General features: G+C 37.8%; 20 protein-coding genes. 4 read left to right on the forward strand and 16 right to left on the reverse strand.

Annotation, left to right across the window (positions count from 1 at the left end; translation table 11 throughout):
• Window positions 1-407: 407 nt before the first annotated feature.
• The 9 genes from RV13_RS09905 to RV13_RS09945 all read right to left on the reverse strand — a co-directional run bounded on the left by RV13_RS09905 (window position 408) and on the right by RV13_RS09945 (window position 10,672).
• On the reverse strand, window positions 408-821 hold the full coding sequence (locus tag RV13_RS09905) for a hypothetical protein (protein WP_060789232.1): 414 nt from the start codon (window positions 819-821) through the stop codon (window positions 408-410).
• A gap of 24 nt (window positions 822-845) precedes the next feature.
• Window positions 846-3,344: an RHS repeat-associated core domain-containing protein gene (locus tag RV13_RS09910; protein ID WP_249024474.1), complete on the reverse strand. Its 2,499-nt coding sequence runs from the start codon at window positions 3,342-3,344 to the stop codon at window positions 846-848.
• Window positions 3,345-3,755: 411 nt separating this feature from the next.
• Complete coding sequence (locus tag RV13_RS09915; RefSeq protein WP_249024475.1) at window positions 3,756-5,156, reverse strand: glycoside hydrolase family 1 protein; 1,401 nt, start codon at window positions 5,154-5,156, stop codon at window positions 3,756-3,758.
• A 39-nt stretch (window positions 5,157-5,195) separates the two neighbouring features.
• Window positions 5,196-6,536, reverse strand: coding sequence for a PTS sugar transporter subunit IIC (locus tag RV13_RS09920; protein WP_060789233.1), 1,341 nt, complete (start codon window positions 6,534-6,536; stop codon window positions 5,196-5,198).
• Between the two features lie 156 nt (window positions 6,537-6,692).
• Window positions 6,693-7,397 carry a GntR family transcriptional regulator gene (locus RV13_RS09925; protein WP_060789234.1) on the reverse strand — a complete coding sequence of 235 codons (705 nt, stop codon included), beginning with the start codon at window positions 7,395-7,397 and terminating at the stop codon, window positions 6,693-6,695.
• Window positions 7,398-7,568: 171 nt separating this feature from the next.
• Window positions 7,569-7,976 carry a type II toxin-antitoxin system death-on-curing family toxin gene (locus tag RV13_RS09930; RefSeq protein WP_060789235.1) on the reverse strand — a complete coding sequence of 136 codons (408 nt, stop codon included), beginning with the start codon at window positions 7,974-7,976 and terminating at the stop codon, window positions 7,569-7,571.
• Window positions 7,973-8,221, reverse strand: coding sequence for an AbrB/MazE/SpoVT family DNA-binding domain-containing protein (locus RV13_RS09935; RefSeq protein ID WP_060789236.1), 249 nt, complete (start codon window positions 8,219-8,221; stop codon window positions 7,973-7,975). Before RV13_RS09935 ends, RV13_RS09930 begins: the two co-directional genes overlap by 4 nt.
• A 174-nt stretch (window positions 8,222-8,395) precedes the next feature.
• The gene (locus tag RV13_RS09940) at window positions 8,396-8,944 is read right to left on the reverse strand and encodes a DUF2716 domain-containing protein (protein ID WP_060789237.1); all 549 of its coding nucleotides are present in this window, start codon (window positions 8,942-8,944) and stop codon (window positions 8,396-8,398) included.
• Between the two features lie 606 nt (window positions 8,945-9,550).
• The gene (locus RV13_RS09945; protein ID WP_060789238.1) at window positions 9,551-10,672 is read right to left on the reverse strand and encodes an alpha/beta hydrolase family protein; all 1,122 of its coding nucleotides are present in this window, start codon (window positions 10,670-10,672) and stop codon (window positions 9,551-9,553) included.
• 164 nt (window positions 10,673-10,836) lie between these two features.
• On the opposite strand from RV13_RS09945, the gene RV13_RS09950 reads away from it, so the two are divergent.
• Window positions 10,837-11,427, forward strand: a complete 591-nt coding sequence (locus RV13_RS09950) for a TetR/AcrR family transcriptional regulator (protein ID WP_060789239.1) — start codon at window positions 10,837-10,839, stop codon at window positions 11,425-11,427.
• A 484-nt stretch (window positions 11,428-11,911) separates the two neighbouring features.
• Here RV13_RS09950 and RV13_RS09955 read toward each other — a convergent pair whose 3' ends face one another.
• Complete coding sequence (locus tag RV13_RS09955) at window positions 11,912-12,604, reverse strand: MurR/RpiR family transcriptional regulator (RefSeq protein ID WP_060789240.1); 693 nt, start codon at window positions 12,602-12,604, stop codon at window positions 11,912-11,914.
• A gap of 39 nt (window positions 12,605-12,643) precedes the next feature.
• Here RV13_RS09955 and RV13_RS09960 point away from each other — a divergent pair, with 39 nt between their 5' ends.
• Together RV13_RS09960 and RV13_RS09965 are read left to right on the forward strand one after the other, a co-directional pair.
• Window positions 12,644-13,261 carry an AAA family ATPase gene (locus RV13_RS09960; protein ID WP_028020208.1) on the forward strand — a complete coding sequence of 206 codons (618 nt, stop codon included), beginning with the start codon at window positions 12,644-12,646 and terminating at the stop codon, window positions 13,259-13,261.
• Window positions 13,262-13,273: 12 nt separating this feature from the next.
• A complete protein-coding gene (locus RV13_RS09965) occupies window positions 13,274-14,575 on the forward strand; it encodes a PTS sugar transporter subunit IIC (protein WP_060789241.1) in 1,302 nt (433 codons plus the stop codon).
• An 80-nt stretch (window positions 14,576-14,655) separates the two neighbouring features.
• On the opposite strand, the gene RV13_RS09970 is transcribed toward RV13_RS09965, so the two are convergent.
• The 5 genes from RV13_RS09970 to RV13_RS09990 all read right to left on the reverse strand — a co-directional run bounded on the left by RV13_RS09970 (window position 14,656) and on the right by RV13_RS09990 (window position 18,450).
• Window positions 14,656-15,444, reverse strand: coding sequence for a DUF4931 domain-containing protein (locus RV13_RS09970; protein WP_060789242.1), 789 nt, complete (start codon window positions 15,442-15,444; stop codon window positions 14,656-14,658).
• A gap of 179 nt (window positions 15,445-15,623) precedes the next feature.
• Window positions 15,624-15,905 (reverse strand): hypothetical protein, encoded by a 282-nt coding sequence (locus RV13_RS09975; RefSeq protein WP_060789243.1) that lies wholly within the window; start codon window positions 15,903-15,905, stop codon window positions 15,624-15,626.
• Between the two features lie 439 nt (window positions 15,906-16,344).
• On the reverse strand, window positions 16,345-16,785 hold the full coding sequence (gene rpiB / locus RV13_RS09980) for a ribose 5-phosphate isomerase B (RefSeq protein WP_060789244.1): 441 nt from the start codon (window positions 16,783-16,785) through the stop codon (window positions 16,345-16,347).
• A 17-nt stretch (window positions 16,786-16,802) separates the two neighbouring features.
• Window positions 16,803-17,486, reverse strand: coding sequence for a ribulose-phosphate 3-epimerase (locus RV13_RS09985; RefSeq protein WP_255212354.1), 684 nt, complete (start codon window positions 17,484-17,486; stop codon window positions 16,803-16,805).
• A complete protein-coding gene (locus tag RV13_RS09990) occupies window positions 17,476-18,450 on the reverse strand; it encodes a DUF7916 family protein (RefSeq protein ID WP_060789245.1) in 975 nt (324 codons plus the stop codon). Before RV13_RS09990 ends, RV13_RS09985 begins: the two co-directional genes overlap by 11 nt.
• 176 nt (window positions 18,451-18,626) lie before the next feature.
• Between RV13_RS09990 and RV13_RS09995 the strand changes: the two genes are divergently transcribed.
• Window positions 18,627-19,487, forward strand: coding sequence for a MurR/RpiR family transcriptional regulator (locus RV13_RS09995; RefSeq protein WP_060789246.1), 861 nt, complete (start codon window positions 18,627-18,629; stop codon window positions 19,485-19,487).
• Between the two features lie 50 nt (window positions 19,488-19,537).
• Here the strand turns inward: RV13_RS09995 and RV13_RS10000 are convergent, their stop codons facing one another.
• On the reverse strand, window positions 19,538-20,815 hold the full coding sequence (locus tag RV13_RS10000) for a PTS sugar transporter subunit IIC (protein ID WP_060789247.1): 1,278 nt from the start codon (window positions 20,813-20,815) through the stop codon (window positions 19,538-19,540).
• Window positions 20,816-21,558: the final 743 nt, after the last annotated feature.

The following is a 21,558-nucleotide window of genomic DNA, read 5'->3' on the forward strand; positions in this document are numbered from 1 at the left end:
GTGCAGCTTGGACATATCCAGATAATTTCCCAACAAATACTCCGACATTATAGCCTTTATTTTTTTCACCCAGTCTTGGTCTGCAAGCAAGCTAAATGTTGAATTTATTGGTAGAACAATACCATTATTATCCAAAATCTGAGTAAGTGCCTCTACACGAAATACAACATCAGTTTTTGAGTATGTTAGCTCCTACTTTTCCCTACATTTGCTTTCAGTACTAGCTAAGTATTCTACGTTGATTAGTTGTTGATGATATGCAGTTTGAACGGTTTATTTTGAATAATTAAAACTAAAAATACATTCAATTTAGTAAATGAACATTCAAAGAGACTAAATAAGCCTTTTCGAATGTTCAAATAATAGATTGATTAGTTTAATTGTCAGTTGACAAAATAACAATCCATCTAAATGTTCAGATTGATTTCATCCACTTTTTTTTGTGCCATTTGAACCAAACCATTACCAAATCGCTCTACGAGTCCTATTTCACTTTGTACGTAGAAACAACATCTATGCCTTCTTTCGTCGTTATCATCTATCTCCATATCGGCTTCAATAAATATTTTTCCGGTTACATCAGCTGGGAAAAATTCTAACGAAAATGCTGGAGTATAGTTTCCTTTTTTTTCGCCAAACTCAACATAACAGTTTTCCTTGAAATAAAATGAAAATTCTATGATGTTTTTTCCGATACTCTCTAAATCAGTATCCTGAATAAAGCATAATTGATAAATTGAGAGGTATTTTGACGTTATACTTACTTTTAATTCCAACAAATTTGAATCTTCCCAATTTTTTTCTATTTTAATGTTATCCATATATCCTCCCTTAAACTCCATAGCCTATTTAAATTTGAAATCATCAAAGACACCTGTTACTTTATTGTAAACATAGTGAATAGATACTGTTTTCCCGTTAGACAACTTTACGTTTTTCTGCATTTTTACCCAGCCCTCTTTAGCATGCCATCTAGCATCGTTCATTTTTAATGGTAGCTCGGTAGCATTTTTCAACGGATCGGATTTAGTTTCATGCATTGCCATCTGTTCTTCTATAGATTTAGGCTCAGTCCGACCCGTACTACCTCTACCAGCTGTTTTAACTGGATTTCCGACACCACTATTAGAACTGTAATTACTCCCACTCTTCATACTTTGAATAGTTGCTGCTAAAACACCTGTTGCATGTGTTACTTCTACGGCAGCAAGTGCAGTTGACGCTGGTGAAAGTGACAGACTTGCACCACCAGTAAATGGCGATGCAGCAAAACTGATTGCATTTCCACCTGTGAATGTTGCTGCAGCAGCCGTATATTCGACTGCGGCCTGTGCAAAACCAGATAGTTTTCCTAAAAATACACCTTTATTGTAAGCTGGATTTTTCTTAATCCAATTTTTGTCCGTCCACATAGCAAATCTAGAAATTGGAGAAATTTTAATTCCGTTATTTTCAACTACTTGTGTGATAAATCCTACACCAAATGCTACACCAGATTGTACCTTATTTTTTACTACCTTTTTAGCTGTTTTACAAAACTTAGTCAGGGTATTTTTTAGAGCTGTTCCCCAGTTTTTGAGTAAATTAGCGCCTTCTTTAGTCTTCGGTTTTCCTTTGCTTCCTGTAACTTGCTGATACTCTAAGTTGAGTCGTTGCTGGCGATAGGCAGTTTGAGCAGCCATTTGCTGAGCATAAGTCATATTGCTGTAGCTATTCGTTACTCCTACAGAAATCATGTTTGCTCCACTTCCATAATATGGTGGACCATAGGTTGTTCGTCCGCTGCTTGCTCCAGAGAAATAATTATTTACGGAATTATAGGTATTTCTAACGCCATTATAAACGTAACTTGCGGCTTGTTTAACACCACCCCAAACATTACTAGCTACCTTCTTAACCGTGTTATACGCATTGCTGACAACTCTTTTGACTGTATTGACCACTTTTTTGGCGACTGACTTAACTTTATTTACTACCTTTTTCGCCGTCTTCTTCACACCAGACCATAAATTTTGGAAGAAATTCTTCTTATGCCCTGTCGGATCGGAATAATTAATCGGGTTATTCTCGACATACGTATAGCCATTTTGACTCAGCGGATTGTCTTCTTCACCCTCATAGCTGTCTTGGGTTAGGAAGGTGCCGCTTTGACTATCGTAGTAGCGCGCTCTTAAGTAATTATACCCTGTAACATCCTGTGCTTCACCTGTATATCCGAATGGATTGCCTGTTTCGTCCACTTCCTCTGGTGTTCCAAAGACGGAATAGTTATTTGAGCTGTCGAGTTCGCCGTCTTTCATCATCCCTGTCACGCTGCCTCGTGCATCGGTCAGGTATTGGTACTCGTCTTTTGTTTGCTCGTTCGTGTAGCTGAGTCGTTCGTTTCCATACGTGTATGTTTCGCGAGCTTTCATCTCGTCATCATAAGTTTGAAGAACTTGCGTATTTTCCTGATTGACATCGTTGACATAGTTTCGAACTTCGTAGTAGTTATACGTATCTTCTCGCGTTGTATATGGAATCAAGACTTCGTTTACTTCAGAAGAATAAGTCACTTCCCCTTCGCCTGGTCGATTGCCTAGACTTGGCCGGTTCACGACGATGCCTTCTTCGTTCGCGCGGTCCTTCGCGATCTTCTGGTGATAAGCACGTGAAACAGTATCGAAAACGTTCATCCACAGATTTCCGACGGTTTCTGGCAGACTTGATAGCCCTTGAATCACATTTTCAGTAAAACCATACCAGAAGAGGGAGTTTTCCTCTCCATTTGGACTAGTTTTTGGTGATTTCCGACTATCTTGACCGCTTCTAGTCGTCGAAGTAGATTTAGAAGCTCCTTTGCCTTTTTTCTCTTGACGTTTAAAGAGCTGGTACGCAGTCGTATCTTCTGTTCGACTGGCGGTAAATACGCGATTGTCATCGCCGTCATAGAGGGCGGCCATTAGTAAACCCTTGTTGTCTTTTACTGCAAGCAGGCGATTTTCTGTGTCATAGATATAATCCAACACTTCATCGGTTCCACTTTGCTTCACTCGATTGCCATTCTTATCGTATTCATACTTAATGGTTTGATCGTCATTTTTCATGCTTAACAGACGATTGTTATCATCGTAAGTAAAGTCAGTGGTCTGTTCTTTTCCGTTAATCGTTTCTGTACTGGTTAATTTATTCCCGGCTAGATCATAGGAATAGGCATAGCTTGCCAGTTCATTTTTCTTATTCTTATCAGAAACGGTCATCTGAGTTACTTGACCAAGGCTGTCATACTCATATTTTTGCACGACAGTCTTGCCTTCTTGTGTGATCACTTCTTCAGAAACGAAATTGTCGGCATCATTTTTCAAAAACAGTTTATTTTGGACAGCATTGTTAAAACCAAAATTAAATTATAATAATTATTATTAACCAATATAAAAATATCATATTTAGATACAAAAGAGAATTTATTATTAAAAAACGATTCTAAAATATCTTAAACGGTTATAAAACAACCCTGAACGGTAGTTTTTCTTGTATACAAAGAGCTTTTTTACCTTTCAATTGTTCTGGTGAAGAACTCCGTTACAACAAAAAAAGCCCAATCATCCGTTAAGACGATTGAACTTTAGTCAGAACAATCAGCAGCTGGTGTGCTCCATTCCTTTTCTAAGTAATATTAATAGGCAGTATTCGCCAATTTTGTTTGCTTAAGAACATTCTGATTTTTTCGTCAAATCAGCTGCCGTTTTCTATGGAATAGCTAGGTCGATCAACAATTACATTTTTCTCTGACCAATCGTTTCCTGCTCCTTTTCCAGAAATTCCTTGAACCAATAAAAGCTTTTTTTAGGGACACGTCTCATATCGCGTAAATCATGGTTGCCTCGGTTTACATAGACCATGCCGTATCGTTTTTCCATATCGCCTTTAGAGCTTGGCAAGTCAATTAATCCCCACCCGAGATAGCCTAACACTTCACAGCCATCGATAGCCATGGCATCCTTCATCGCTTGGATGTGGGTCTCATGGTAGTAAATTCGATAGTCATCCTGAATTTGAGTCCTGCCATCCCATTCTTCCTTCGTCCCTATACCATTTTCGACTGGAAAAATCGGTACATGGTATTTTTTGTACATCCTATTTATGATGTCTCTAAATCCAAGAGGATCAATGCTCAGCTGCCATTCATTATTTGAAACAAATGGGTTTTCAACCTCACCAAATGTTAAATAATAATTGGGTGCCACATCTGACGGGATGTTTTTATGACTGATCGATCCTGTGCAATAGTAACTGAAGGCTAAGTAATCACTAGTGACTTTTTCTATTTCTGCGAGTTCTTCTTCTGAGATTTCTAGGTTCATTCGTTGCTTCTCGAAAGTCCTTACCTGTCTAGAATAGCCACGTCCGCAAAAGGCGTCTAATAGGTTTTGATTGATAAACTCGTCCCATTCTCTTGCGACTAGAATATCTTTGGGATCATTGGTTGCTGGATAGATATTCGAATAGGCTAACATTCCTCCGATTTCACCATCTGTCGTCTCATGGATGTAATTCGCAAGCCTAGCATGAGCGACCATCACATTATGAGCAATTTGATGGATATTTTCGGCAGTATCTTCTGTAGTTAAAGTACCTCCATACAATAGTGCTAACGGAGTGGCGTATAAGTTTTGTTCATTAAAGGTGACCCAATACTTCACTTTTCCTTTATAGCGATCGATCACTTTTTTCCCATATTCAACAAACGCCTCTACGACATGTTTACTCATGAAGCCTTCATAGTTCTGCGCTAAGTGCAGCGGCATATCGAAGTGGTATAAGCACAGCATTGGTTCGATCCCCCGTGCCAGCATCGCGTCGATGTATCGATCATAAAACAATAATCCTTCCTCATTGAAGGTCCCGTCTCCCATCGGATTGATCCGTGACCAAGAGGTTTGGAAACGATAGAAGTTCATTCCCATTTCCTTCATTAAATCAAGGTCCTCTTCGTAGCGATGATACCGATCAATCCCGTGCTTCCAGTCGGATGTCTGCTCACCCGCCTCGCGTATATCATACACTGAGGGCCCTTTTCCCCCTTCATTCCAAGCACCTTCTGTCTGCATACTTGATGAAGAGTCGCCCCAGTAAAATTTCTTTTCTACCATTCTCTCATTCCCATCTTGAATCATTCTCTCTGTTCTCCTCGGTTTCTTTTCTTATTAAAGAACCTAGGAAGCTGAAGTCTCCGCGCTTGCACGAGCCACTCGTTCACTGATCTTCAGGAAAGGCAAATAGAAGAAGATCAAGGCGACGATGATGACTGCTTGAACAAGAATCGCCCGCCAATCCCCGGCTGTTGCTAAAAAGCCGCTGATAAATGGTGGCGTCGTCCACGGTATCGTGACCACACACGGATTGACCAATCCGACAGCAGTCGCTAGGTATCCGATAACGGTTCCAACAATGGGTGACAAAACAAAGGGAATGATCATCGGTAAGTTAAACACGATCGGCAACCCAAAGATCACAGGTTCATTGATATTGAAAAGATTGGGCCCTAAAGCTAATTTCGACAAATCCTTGTATGCTCGATACCGACTAAATAGTAGGATCGCTATTACCAGGGCAATCGTTGAACCGGTCCCGCCCATTAAAGCGCCATAAACTTGGTGAAAGGCTGAATTGATAATGTGTGGCGCGTGTTGTCCCGCAGCTGCCGCGTCCATATTTTCATTCATATTCACCATCAGCAATGGATCTAGAATCGGCCCTGTAACCACCGATTGATGAATCCCAAAAGAAAACAGCAGGTTTCCAAGACAAACTAGGAACAAGTAACCAAATAAAGAGGTCCCTACACCACGCAATGGCTCTTGAATAAATCGTTCAATGATTGACATAAAATCATTACCGGTCAACTGAATCAAAAACGAAGCAAAGGCAAAAAGTGACACAACAATGATCAATGGAATCATCGTATTAAATGATTTTCCGACTGCAGGTGGAACATTGTCCCCTAAATTGATTTTTAATTTTTTCGATTGCGTCAGGCGAATATACAGTTCCGTTGCTAATAATCCAGTGATGATGGCGGCAAAGACACCCTTTGAGCCAATATTACCGTAACTAATGACGCCATTGATTTTCACAGCGGTCTCGGAATCTATCGGCGTAGTCTCGATCATGATTGGCAGTAATGTCAAAAATGCTGGAACAACCGCGATAATGACACCGATTGGATTCTCGTAGTCTCGATTTTTCGCTAAGAAATAGCCGATCGCGATCACCAAGATGATCCCTGTAATATTCAATGTAGCATTCGTAACGATGTTTCCCCAATTTTGCGCTGTCGCCATCGTATCTGCATTGATCAAGCCTTTGAACCAACCAGTCGGGTCCAACACAACAGAATTAATTAAAATGGCAATCCCGGCCAAAATGAATAATGGCATGATCGTAGCAAAGGAATCGCGTAAAGTTCTCAAATAAACTTGGTCTCCAATTTTCTGCGCTGTCAAAACAAATTTCCCCATCAAAGCTTCTCTTTTTTGCTTTTTATCCTCATTCATTCGTTTCCCTCCAAATTTATTTAAAGCTACGCGCTAACTTTATCTGAATAATACCACCTGCAAACGTTTTTGTAAACACTTATTTAAATTTGTGTATACTAATTTTTAAAAATAAAAAAGAATGTACCTAATACATAAGTACATTCCTCTGGATTCTTAGTTTATATCCGCGACTATTTTCCCTGATGTATAGGGGTATCGTGTCTTAGATAAATCAAAGGGCGTTCCGTCATCAAAAAACACGACCTGATTCGTTTCAAGTATTGGTTCTCCTACTTCGATATTGAACTCTGCACTGTCTAGTTCATTCGCCTTCGAAGCAATGATCACACGCTGCGCCGCGCTAATAACAAAGCCCAATTCATCTCTAATATAATTATAGATAGAGCCCATTAAAATTTCTTCATCCAAGTCTCTTACATACTTCAAAGGCATGACAGAAGTCTCGATACTCTTCGCTTCATCCTTTACATATCTGACACGTTTAATATCATAGACAGGATCTGTATGCTTTATTTTCAAGGATTCTGATTCATAGGCTGTGGGAAAGCGCACTTCGAAACGAATAATTTTACTTGTGACCTCTTCACCCTCCTGAAGAGAAGTCCCAAACACGCTATTAATTTGAGTAACATCTTTATTGTTCTGTTTGATATTCGTTCGGACATAGGTCCCTGAGCCACGTCTCGTATACAGCAACCCTTCATCGATCAGCAGCTGAATCGCTTTTCGAACAGTTACCCGACTGGTTTGATACATCTTCGCTAGCGTTTCTTGATCTGGCAGCAGCTCGCCTTCTTTATACTCGCCTTCCACGATTTTTTTCTTTAGAGCAATGGCAATCTCTTTGTATTTAGGCATATCCACAGGCCTCCTGAAATTTGTATATACTTATATAATAATAGATTACACATAAAATGTAAACCTCCTATACAAATAAACAAAATGCGGACTATGACTAATACCACTGCCTCTATAGCAAAAACAGCCTTATAAGCTGTGTAACTAGCTTATAAGGCTGATGTAACCATTTTATTGTTTTATAAATTTCCCAGAATCCTTTAGATAGCCAGCAACGTTGGCTTTTAATGGATCAAACTCGACAGAACTCGTCGTAATCGTAAGAAGCAGTGATACAGTCTCTTCCCTGCTAAAGGTCGTCTTGTACCCATTCATCATGAAAAATGTCATCATTGCTACAAGTGCGGTTCGTTTATTCGCGTTTTGAAAAGGATGTCTTTTCGCAAGATTGATCGACAAGATAGCAGCCATGTCATAAATGCTTGGGTAAAGCTCCTCACCAAAAACAATCTGCTTCGGTTGCTCCACAGTCCTATCTAGCGCTGTTGCATCTCTGAAACCGATCATTTCTCCTTTTGATGTCCTTGTAATTAATTTTGCATTGATTTTCACAATATCTCGTACCGTTAAATAATTCATAGCTCAATTAAATCCTTAATCGCATCTTCATATTGATCCATCACAGCATCCACGATCGAATCAATATCAACCTTCTCTTCTGCCTTTACGATCTTCACTGTCCCATCTTCTAAAAAGATATAGCTGATTGCGCCACCAGTTTCAACACCTAGACGCTCTTTCGCCTCGGCAGGAATTGTGGTCACATCACTATTACCTGATCTTCTGATTTTATAGCTCTTTTCTCCCACAATGTACACCTCCATTTTGTATATATTATATGATTGTATATACTTTTTATCAATATATACAAAAATAAAGTATTTACTTTTGAAATCACATCATAAAAAAACGTCTCAAGAAAGACTTCAACTTTCTTGAGACGCGATGATTGCATCGAATGGAACATTGTTTCTTTCGCGAGGAAACAATTTATTGATTTACCTGCTTTTCTCTTCCCTAGAATCAATCAATGAAACCCCAAAATAATGAGCTTTCTTCCGAATTTCTCTTCTTAATTGTTCGCCATAGACAAAAATGTGTTGTCGCCATGGATCTGTCAAATATCCCCAAGAGAAATCTTTGGAAAAGAACAAATAATAATCCCCGTCAGGATAGAACTCTGGAAAATACGCGTAGTATCCACCATCGTAATAGTTTTCATCCGAAATAAATGTTGGCTTCTCTTTCCGCGTCTTTACCTGCGGATAATACTTGTAACAAGTATGCTGCCAATCCAAAACATACATATATTCTTGGTCTTTTAAGCAGGTACAAAAAATATCTTGGATCGTTTCTCGCCATTTAGGATCAGAATTAGCTATCGCAACTACGCCCTTACAACTGTAGAGATCGTAAGGCTCCTTCAAGGTATAGCGAGAATCTTCTGCAGAATAATCTGGTTCAAAGGAGAATCGCTGGTCGACGATTTTCCAAAGTTCATTTTGTTCTTGACCTGTGAGAATTTCCCATTCCTCTTGATGGTTCATAATAGCCCTCTTTTCTAGGTTAAGTTGTAACTAAAGTTCTATAGACAGTATTTTTAAAATTTTAAATCTAGCATGCGCACCTATATAGCTAAACAAAATCCGTCAAAATTAATTTTTCCCTCAAGCACTTATTTCTGTTTAAGGTTCAATTAAGCTAAGCTCGCTATAGTGTACTCAACCTAAAACTTTTTCATTATGCCAGTCGCTTCGGCGGCTGGCAGCCCTTTTTTTATTTATGTTCACTAACTGAAATCACTCAAAATCAATCTCTTGCTCTTTTATTGGACTCTACCAGAGCTAAGGAATCAGTTTAAAATCATAGCTAGTAGTCTTCGCGCAGAAAAAGACATCGACCTATGAACCGAAACATGGTTCATAGGTCGATGTCTTTAAAATAATGTACACAATAGGTTAGTCTAATTTGGCAAAATCGTATAACCGATCAGCTTGTCGATTCTTCTGATCTTCGACTTCAAACGTTACCATACAACAACGAATAACATCAGATATTAGTGTAAAACAAAAGAAATGGTAGAGCTTTTATTAATTAAAAATTTTTTTCTACACTTCTTTCACTCAATTAGTAACCGAACTTTTAAGAGTTCATTAATCCATCAGTCGATCAAGTAGCCAATCCACACCATACGTACAAGTTTTTTGTGCTTCATTGTTCCCACAATGAACGTTTCCTTCAATTTCATAGTATTCTTTATCTGTGCTTGAGACCTTTTCGTAAATAGTCTTCGCCCCTTCTATGCCGATAACAGGATCTTCTTCTGTGTGCTCTACAAGCACTGGGCATGTGATGTTCTTCAAGTCCGCTTCAAAATTCATGCGGTGAGAAATTTCTGCTGCTTCATCTAATGTTTCTACGTTAAATTTATTAAGAAAATTATACAGATAGAACCGATCAATACCTGCAAAGGTATGCATGGTCAATTGATCAAGCTGTGAGCAGCCTCCTCTAACTACTAATCCAGCGAACTCATTCGGATAGCGACAAACTGCGCTGGTAGCTAAGTAACCACCAAAACTGACTCCCATGATCCCGATCCTGTTTCCTACGGCGGGATTTTCCTTTAAATAATCAACAACTGCTAAGACTGCTCCATCGTAGTTGTTCTCAGTTAAGTAGAGTTCCCTGTTCAAATTGCATTCACCCTGTCCCGGACCATCGAAAATCAACGCTGCACATCCCCGGTCAACCACTGTTTTGGCAATGACAAAATTCTCTTCTTTAAAGCCTGTCGCACCGACCACACAAATAACGACTGGTGTATCTTTCGTTGCATGATTAGGTAGCGCAAGGTAGGCTGGCATCCATTTCCCTTCATAAGGAATTTCGATGTATTGAACATTTTCATTTTTGGCTAATTTTTTATGCAGCTTAAAACTACTCACAAGTTTGCCGTAAATGCGATACTTTTCTTCATCAAAATTTTTTATCCCATAATCCCCCAAACGATAGAGTGCATTAGCATTAAAATAGTATTCACTTGCTGTTTCTGTATGTCCGGCTTCCTCATTCTTTTTTGCATAGCTATATGCATTGTCACCTAATCGTTCACATACCTCTACAAAATCATGCGCCTCTTCTGGTGATACTTTGTCAAAAGTTTCCAAGTTGATCTCTGTTTCCGCCATCATTTTGATAAAATCTTCTGGTGACATGCCACCTCCTAGAATTCTTCCAACATCTTGTGCAGGGGGTCTTTTTCGAATTTCCATAACGACATCTCCTTTTCTCATTTTTAGTACAGTGTACTGTTTACGCTTTCATAGTACACTGTACTAACAGAGATGTCAATCGTTTATTTTTTGGTGTATACTGTATCTCATAAAAAGCTATTGTGCCGTTTTAACAGCTAAGTACATAAAAAGAGGGGTTCTCCATGGCGGATACTAAAACAAAAATATATTTAAGTGCTAAAGAGTTGTTTAAGAAACGAGGCTATAGTGCCGTTTCCTTAAGAGATATCGCGGAACACGCCGAAACTACCATAGGAAATCTGACCTATCACTTTCCAAAAAAAGAAGATTTTATGTTACGTCTTCAAGAAGAGCTTTATGACAATTTCTTCAACTTTATGGACGCGAAGATTACAGAGGACAATGCATTTGACTTACTAAAGTCTTCAATTAAAGAAATTCAAGAAATCCGAAATACGAACATGTATTATTACAAGTATATCGTGAACATCCACGAAGAGTTTCCTGCAATGAATGGAAAACTCATGCAATTTAGAAAAAGACTGACCTCCTTTTATCTCAATATATTCCTCACGTTAAAAAAGACTGGTATCATGCGAAAGGATATCCCAGACAGTGAGTATGAAAATTTAACTGTACTTATTTCGCACTTAACATATAGCTGGTATCAATTGACCAGCCCTTACTATGACAGTGAACATGAACTGTCGTTGGATGAGGCATTGAAGACATTGCTGAAAAGATATTTGACTGAGGACGAGGCTATCCGTTAAAAATCAACAATCACTTTTTCAAAAAAACTCAGGATATTTGAGAATATCCTGAGTCGTAATAAAAAAAATCGTATGCTTAAATCCGCGTTCACTCTTTATCCACGAAAAGTTGACGATTTGATACTGCGAGTAATCCGTTCAAAGCAATGGAGTACTTATTTTAGGCCTTTTTAATGAAAAGGTCTTTTTATTTTGATTATCTTATCGAATCTCTATCACTGACTGCGTTTACTTCCCCTCATGGTGTAAAACCACGATTACGCTATTCTTACTATCTTAACAGCCTTTTTCCTCTCCTATTCATTTACAAGAAATTGTCCAGTCCTTCTATCCTATTGATTTTATATATAGAAGGTCCTATCTATAAAAAACAGTAAACAGGTTTTGAATTTTCTAAACATGTTCATAACCTTTAGGAAACACTTACATTTCCTCTTGCACTATTTATACTAGGAAATGAAGAAACAGTGGCCACATCGTTCTTCTAATCAAAGATAGACCTTAACGCTTCGCTTAATAATATCTCGAATTGATTCAACGTGGTCCCAAAGAAAAGATTTGGCTGGTATTCCGACAATACTTGCGGCGCATAGGTGCCTGTGCTGATGGTCAGTGTTGCTAGCTGCCCAATACGGGACTGCTTCTCTCCAACGAAAGCAATGAGATCAATCTGATGATCCTTTGCCATTTTCGCAAGTTCGGCCAAACGAAAAGTATCGCCTGAATTAGAAATGATGATAATCAATACATCCTTTTCAACTCGTTCTCGAAGAAATTCTAAATGACTATTAGCTGTCGCGCGAAAGCCGTAAAGATTTAGCTTCTCAGAGAAATGGTTCGCGATATTTTGCGAAAAACCGGAGCCCAAGATCATGAGTCGCTTATCACAGTATTTAGACAATAGACGAATAAATTCATCTCGTTCTTCGTTTGAAAATTTCTTGGGAGAGCTAGTTGTTGACTGCTTGTTTGCATAGGCAAAGACCAGCTCACTATAACCGGAATAGCCGATTTTTTTCGCCATATTGATGATGGTAGCCGTTGAAACATAAGACGCCTTCGCTACCTCTCGAATGCCTAGGCTTTTTAGGGAATCACGATTTTTATCCATAAATCGTAAAACCGCAGCTTCCGAATCATTCAACTGATATTTATCGATTAGCGTTTCTGTATCCATTAGGTCCACCTCAAATTCTTTCGTTAGGAGTATTATAGCATGACAGAAAAAAAATTTATTCAAGATCCTTGGGCAAAGATGACTACCCGAAACGGCTTACGCGGCGATGAAGTAATCTCCGCATTACAAAAATCTATTCGTCGAGGAAAAGAAAAGGATGCCTGCGAATTTGCCTACGAGATGTATATTACCTCACCACAATTTGAAGAAAAACTATGGAGACGCTTATTAGCAATCAGTGTGGAGGACATCGGTATGGGAAATCCTATGGCGGCACTGATGATCAACAACTTGAATCTAATGCGTCAGGAATTCCAATACAATGAATCAGACCGTGCGATGTTTTTCTTCCATGCCATCCGCTATTTATGCGGCTCAGAAAAGGATCGTTCCTCAGATCTTCTAAAAAATATTGTTATTAAAAGCTTCGCTATGGGATATGTCCCTGAAATTCCAGATATTGCCCTTGATAAACACACGACACGTGGGCAAGAGATGGGACGTGGCTCCGAACACTTTTTACATGAAGCAAGTAAAGTTATTCCTCAAGCAAAAGTAGAGAATGACTACAAAGAACAATATGAAGAAATCATAAAAAAATATGACCCGAATCATGTCGTACCAAGCACGTTTGACTTTAATCCTTGGCAGGTATAGGAGGACACAAGTATGGAAAACTCTACGTTCATCATGAAACTTAATGACCTACTAAGTCCAGTAGCAGCAAAAATTGGAAATCAGCGACACCTCAAAGCCATTTCTAGTGGGATGATGTTTGGACTGCCCTTCATCGTAATTGGCTCTTTTTTTCTAATTTTCGCCAATCCACCGATTAACATTGATCGCTACAATCCAGAAACAGCCAATTTCTTTATGAAATTTATGGCTGGATGGAAGGATTTTGCAGTCGCTAATTATGATTTGATCACTGCTCCATACAATTTAACCATGGGAATTATCGGACTGATCAGTGTCTTCGGTATTGCTTTTTCTCTTGCTAGTGAATACAAAATCAATCCATCCATGAATGGCATGGTCGCATCTGTCATTTTCCTAATGGTCTGCACACCCGTAATGGAAGGAACAATAAACTTAAATTATTTGGGAACAAACGGTCTTTTCGTAGCCATCCTAATCGGTCTATTAGTCGTTGAAGTGAACCGAGTGTTTGAAGTGAGAAATATCAAGCTAAAATTGCCAGATACCGTTCCACCTATGGTAGCCACTTTCATCAATACACTGGTTCCACTGTTGACAAACATCATCCTTTTTTACGGAATCAATCTGATCTTTTTACTAACAACCAAAAAGATTTTTCCAGAAACAGTGATGCAGATTTTGACTCCCGCTACAAATATCGCTGGGAGTCTTGGTGGGTTCTTATTGATCGTCACTTTGGGAAACATTCTATGGTTATTCGGCATCAATGGCTCGTCTATTATTTTTCCAATTGTCTTTACTTTAGGAATGGCGCAAACAGGTTTGAATGCCGAACAGATGGCGAATGGAGAAACAATGACTCACCTGATGAATCTGCAAATGTTCCGTATCTCTGTTTTAGGAGGCGCTGGTGGAACCCTTGGTCTAGTGCTTTTAATGATACGAAGCAAGGTTTCAGAATATCGAACAATTGGAAAACTTTCCCTTATTCCGGGGATCTGTTCGATCAATGAACCCGTTATTTTTGGGCTTCCGATTGTCTTCAATCCAATTTTGGCAATTCCATTTTTAATTACACCGGTAATTTCATTATTATTGACGTATGTTGCGCAAAGTGTCGGTCTGATTAGTGTCGGATTCATCGTTGATCCATCCTTCACGCCCTTTTTCGCACAAGCGTATCTTTCAAGTATGGACTGGCGTAATATCGTCTTTTGCTTCGTATTGATCCTTATAAGTGTTGTTATCTACTATCCGTTTTTCAAAGTAATGGAGAACAACAAGACGAAGCTAGTGGAAGAAGAACAATAAAAGCGAGCTACAAAAAAACAGTCAAGTAACGGTATCAATACCGTTGCTTAACTGTTTTTCATCTGTCATCTTTTCTGTATCTATCTCACTATACTCTCCCTAAACTCTTCTCCCAAAGCGAGCAGATGCTCCTTCGAGAAATTCTGTGCCAAGCGATAGCCGACAAAGTATGGTGAAACGATAAAACGAGGGGTTATCTTGGCGATGTATTTGCCGTTCTTTTCAAACAGAAAAAGATTGTAGCTATCACAGCGTCCATGATGATAGGTGTTCAATATGTAATCAACTGTTTTTTGAATGAAATCAGCTAATTGAATAATGGCTTCAGGAGCTTCAGCATCCACTAGGATATTGATCTCTAAAAAGCCCATCACCGGCATGGTGGAAAAATTAATCTCGATATTCTTGTCTGAGAGAACAGAGATTCCTGTAAAGTTCCCAGAATGAATATTTTTCTCACCATCCATCTCCTTTAATCCGACGATTTGCATATGGGGATGCTTCAAGCTGCCGCCAGATAGAGGTCCATGATTTTTATAAAAGAGCACGGATTCGAATTGCGGATCGTTCTTCGTTTTTGTCCAGCAGTCGAAGGCGAAAGCAAATAATTCTCGATTTTGTTCCTTTGTATAGGTCGAGATGTCCTTATTATGATCGTTGCTCTCGATTATAATGGTTTGGAACGTGTCCTGTAAGGTCTGATATTTATTGAGAATCCATAGCATTTCCTTTTCCCTTTTCAGGATGTTCTCTTCTTCTGCATAATCGCAAAAGGGGCAGCCGATCTTTTCCGATCCATGATGCTGCGGTTTGCCATTGGCCGCTAACGGCAAGAAAACCAATGCTTGTTCCTCTTTTTTCTCTTTCATCGATAAGCAACTCCTTATAGCCGTGTTTAATTGTTGGAATGCACCGCGTTAGTTATTGGCAAACGTCCAAAACAGATGAACGGCATTCATTTTTTAAAAAATGTTGTAACTTAAGAATATCATCTTTTAAAAAAAAGTGACATACAATAGGTTATGTACGCCACTTCTTATCCTTACTCTTAGGTTGTTTCACATTTATCCCTAGCTAAATTCCCCACTTCAATCACATCCCCTGAATCTTTTTTGACAATCATAAAATCAAAATTTTTTATTTTTGTTTTGAACCAGGAACGCTTTTTTAGTTTTCGATTGCTCATTTCTTTCTTCCAACTCTTCAAGTCTATTAGAAATATACTTGAAATCATTATTACGGTAACTTTTACTAAATTTGAATTTAAAGGTTGCGAAATATCATTATTTTTCATAAATAGCTCATACTGTCGTTTCGTTTTTTCTATCAACTATTTCTTCCAGCCTTCTTTCCTCGCGAATGAGCTCTTAATTACGCTAACCGTATATTACATTCGATAAATAATAGATCAATGGACTATCCTTTAGACTTTAAAGTTTTCTTTTCCATCCGCTCTCAATGTTTATCCATGCTTTTCATCGTACCATCATAAACAATACATTTATCTCTTATCCATAAAAGAATTTAGTAGGACTCGTGATATGTCGTTGCTTTTATCATGAACAAAATCTGTTTCTCTTCTATTATCATCTATCATCGCGATAGTAATCTGGAAAAAACTCTTTTATTTCATCACCATCAACATGATTATAGCAATCATACTCATATTTCTATTAGGGATTCATTTTTCTATAAGCGCCCTAACGATTCATTCAACTATTTATAGATAACGAGGTAAGGCTACTATGTCACTTTACCTCAACACAATATTATTCTTTTTCAATAGTGGAAATCATTTTTACTCTATTCTGATGTCTACCACCTTCAAAAGAAGTTTCCAACCATTCCTTCACAATCATTTTAGCAAGTTCACTCCCAACAACTCTTGAACCAAAAGCTAAAATATTTGTGTTGTTGTGTTCCCTAGATAGTTTAGCAGAATAGGGTTCACTGCACACCACCGCACGAATTCCAGTCACTTTATTTGCTGTAATAGAGATTCCCACACCTGTTCCACAAATAAGTATCCCTAGATCAAATGAACCACTTGAAACCTCTTCAGCTACTCTTTTTCCATATATTGGATAATCTGTCCTTTCAGTAGAATAGGATCCAAAATCTTTTACTTCATGACCTAGCTCTTCTAAATAATCACTAATCATTGGCTTCAATTCAAAACCAACGTGATCACTTCCGATCGCAATTCTCATTTCACTCATCCCTTCAACTATTGCCTTAATTCATTAACAATCTCTTTATAAGAACCCTCTTTGCCAAAAAGTGCTGAGGTTCCTAAAACAAAGCCACTCACACCCATACTGCTTAATTCATCTATTTTATTCGAAGATATCGCACCGTCTACCATCACTTTAAAATCATACACTTCAGCATAAGATACTGCCTTTTCAATTTTTGTATTGACGTAATCCAAATAGCTTTGTCCAGAGAAGCCTGGATTGACGGTCATAATCATTAAATAGTCTATTAGGAAAAATAATTCTTTGATTGTCTCAATCGATGTGCCTGGATTTATTGCCAACCCAACTTTCTTTCCCTTATCATGAATAAGAGAAAGTGTTCTTGCAGGCTGGAGGTCTGCTTCAGGATGAATATAAATAATATCTGCACCCATGTCTGCAAACATTTCAACATATTTAGAAGGCTCTGTTATCATCAGATGAACATCAATGGTCTTAGTTGTTGCCTTACGAATCAATTCCAAATCTTGAATTCCCATCCCAAAATTTGGCACAAATGTACCATCCATGATATCTATATGAAAAATATCAATATCTGCCTTCTCTAAGTTGCGTGTATCTTCCTCCAAATTTGAGAATGAGGCACACATCATAGACGGACACAAAATTCTTTCTTTGTTCACAAAAACACGCCCTTTCTCTTTATCTTGCACCAGAACCCAATCTTCTAAAGGTTAATCTTCTACCCTTCAATGCAATAGACATTGTATAAATCCCTTCAGGTGAACTCATCCCACTTAACCCTGCATCTCCAATGGCATGGATATCCGCACCTGTCATTTTCGACCACAATGTACATTGACGAATCGTATCGTCATCCGCACCTTCCACAGAACAATCTAAGAAGGACATTATCAATGTTCCTGGTTTATAAGTATGGGCGTATGTGGTTATTTCTCTAATATCTTCTACGTTGATTCCAGGCCGACACCCTGGCATTGGTAAACAAATAACATCTGCTCCCGCATCAATTAATTCCTTAACAAATTTTTTATGCTCAGCCATAGGGACTTGTGGGTCTCCCAAGACCTTTTCAAAAACTCCATCCTCCCATTTTCCTGCAAAGATAAGTGCATTGTCCCCGATAACTTCTTTTGCTAATCTCGTTGATTTAACGATTGCTTCATAAGAAGTCTTCGTTCCAGGATTGCCAGCTAAGACAATAAAATCTACTTCTTCATGTAATGCCTTTTCTAGATTTCCCTTCGATGCTACTCTATCTTCATTGACTAAAACCTTTTCAGGAGATGTAGATGTAGTGCTGTCATCACCTGCTCCGCATTCCAAGTAAATTCCTAGAGGTACATTGATAATTTTTTTCATTTCTTTTAAACGATATTGTTTCGTACAAAAGGCTTGACTGGTCTCATCCCATTCCTCGACAATCAACCCTTCTTGCACGGCATCTGATTTCATAGAATACCCATTAAAGAAAATCATGTCTGCTCCAAAAGCTTGACTGATCTCAGCATTCGTAGTTCCTTCACAGAGACTATGCCCAATAAAATTTTGACATAATACTGTTCTTCCTTCGCTTGCTAAAATCGATGTTTTAAGCTCTGAAGCGGTCATGTTTCTTATTTCACTTTTGCTGCTACTTATCAATCTTCTGACCATCTTTAATTCCTCCAAAAATTTTATATGCTTTTTATATTTGAATGTTGATTTTTACTATAAGGATCATGAATCCTAATTCTTTGATTTTTAATTTCTAGTCATCTTACACTGGTTCAAAATGTAAGGTATACTTAAGTTGCGCATTATCACTGAGTCTATCAGGAAAGGATAAATCAATGTTACTTACAAAATTATCTGATCATTCTAATTTTTCTGAGCGAGAAACATTTGTTGCTGAATATGTTTTAGAGCATGGAAATAGCGTCTGTAATATGACCATACAGGAGTTAGCGAAAGTTACTTATAGTTCACCCTCTACGATAATGAGATTGTGTAAAAAAGTTTCTACTAAGGGGTTCTCTGATTTTAAAATCCAACTCAGTAGAGAGCTCGCAGACAACGAATCCTTTCCAACGAAAAGTAATTATAATTTTCCTTTCCAAAAAGGAGATTCTTATGAAACTGTCATTGACAATATTTTTTATGTGTACAAAAACTCTATTAGCGAAGTTCGCTCAGAGTTTAATGTCAAACAGCTTTACAAAATCATAGAGACGATACACACAGCTAAATACCTTGACATATATGGGCAAGGATCTTCTCAAGCATCAGCCTTTGAGTTCAAAAGTAAAATGATTCGATTAGGGACTCCCATTCATCTCGAGTCATGTTATACTGAACAGCTACATCAAGCAGTTAATTCAAACAATTCCCATGTTGCCATAGTGATTTCTCATTCCGGTGAGAATCCAGAAACATTAAAAATTGCTCACGCACTGAAGAAATCAGACACACCAATTATCTCTATCACAAAAGATAAAAATACTATGCTAGCTAAAATTTCAGATTATAGTATCTATACCGGAATAAATGAAGCTAAATTACTCAAAAGTAAAATGGAGACATTCAGCTCTAGTATCGCAGTGCAGTATATCCTTGATTGTCTATATAGCTTCATTTATCTAAGGCAATTCGATCAAAATTTAAAAAACACTAAGAAAAACGAAATTGAACTTAGAAAACGTTTTTTCGAATAGTGTGACTTTGTTACAAGAGCTGTCAGCTCTTGTAACACTCATCCTTCTCACTACTTATCGATTATTTCTCCTTCAATTCTCATTTCCTCTTCACGTTCAAAAGCTTTGACAAATGGATAGTAGATTAATGCTCCTAAAGCAACATTCAATATTGTCGCAAGAATGTATTTCCAATCCCCAGATGCAATGAATCCGATAATTACCGGAGGAGTAGCCCACGGCAATTCAATAAACGGCTTTGCTAAAACACCTAATTGACAAGCCCCATAAGTAAAGAAAGCACCGAGGGTTCCACTAAGTACAAATGGAATAATTAACATGGGATTCATTACAACGGGAAGCCCAAATACCACTGGCTCAACAATAGAAAAGAATGCAGCTGGAAATGACGCGATAGAAAAAGTTTTCAAATGTTTTAGTCTTGAGAATAACAAGAGCACCAATAATCCTAAAACAGGTCCTGTCCATAGGCACGTTCTTTCAAGAGCAGTAGTCCAAATATGATTCATAGATTGACCAGCTACTTTTGCTGCACCATTTTCTGCAATCCATGTCAGTTTCAATGGATCTAAGATACCTTGAAACAGAGAATCTGCATGGATTCCAAAAGCCCAAAGTAATTTACTAAAGAAACCATAAAACGTAAATATGATAATATTATCTGCACCACTAAAAATTGGATCAAGGAGCGTTCTCATAATATTCATAATATCTAACTGAAGAATTGTTCTTGCAAACCAGTAGAGAATTCCCACTGTAGCAAACGGAATTAGTGAAGAAAACGCGGCACCTACTGCTGGCGGAACGCCATCAGGCATTCGAATAACAATGTTTTTTTGAATGAATACTTTGTAAATTTTCAGAGCTAAGATAGAAGTAATCATGGTTGGGAATAATCCCGCTGCTCCAAAAGTGGATACGTCAATGCTACCATCCACAATTTTATCTATGTTGATCATAATGAATGCCATTAAACTAATCAGAGCTGAATTGGTTCTATCAAGATCATACTCATTTGCGTAATTAATACCTATAGAAACAGAAAAGTATAAGGTCATAAAACCCATTGAGAGTGAATTCATGAGACCAATTGAGTCCGCATAATTTGAAAGAAATGGAAGTATGGGCTTTTCAGTCCCCATCGATGTAGTTCCTAACAAAGAAACGAGTAGCATCACACTTCCAAATAGAATAAAGGGCATGATATTAACCATGCTGTTCTTTATAATGTTAAGCGTAGGTCGATTAAATACTTTCATTAAAACAGGAGTCATTTTATAGGTAATGTAATTGGTTAATCTATCCATAAATTTTGAATCGTTTTTCATTTCGATACCTCCCAAAATAATTCGACAAAAGTAGAGTACTCAGCGCTAAGTATTAATAATCCTCTTGCCTTGACCTTAGTATATTTTGATAACTTCATAGGGTAAATCTTTTTTCATAGGTTCGGTAATTTATACCAAGAAATCGTTTCCATCCGCATCTTTAGATCGAATTTTTTACCACACAATTTTTAAAACATTACTGTGTTTCGTTCTAAAAAAATATGTGCGTGTAAGTTAACTTTGACAATTGATAGCATTCATTTATTAATAAGTAGTACCTAAACCTGAATGATTATCATTGATTGCTATGCGTTTGTGATGGATATTTTATAGAAGAAAAGTAGAGAGATGCCAAACTCAAATCGTTTAACTATTGTTCAAAGTGAACAAGTTACATATTTTTCAAGCCTTAAAAATAACCAAAACTCTTGAACCTTGTGTACAAGAAAACAGTGTAACTTAATAGAAATAGAAGAAGAACTCTGATCGAATTTTAGATTCGCAAAGTTCTTCTTCTATATTTACAACAAACAACTACTTATAATTTGAACAATATTTATTAATAGATAGTTAATGTAGTTTTTTTGCTAATTCTTTCTTGAAATAATTGCCATTTAAATCTAAAGGTCACAACTCTCCAACGAATAACCCAAAAAATCTATCCTAAGAAAGAAATGTTTATCTCTCTCTTAAGATAGATTTATTTCGTACGGAGAACAATCCAGAGCTACTCTCTCTTATCG

The organism is Enterococcus raffinosus, from assembly GCF_001886185.1.
Taxonomy (GTDB): domain Bacteria; phylum Bacillota; class Bacilli; order Lactobacillales; family Enterococcaceae; genus Enterococcus_A; species Enterococcus_A raffinosus.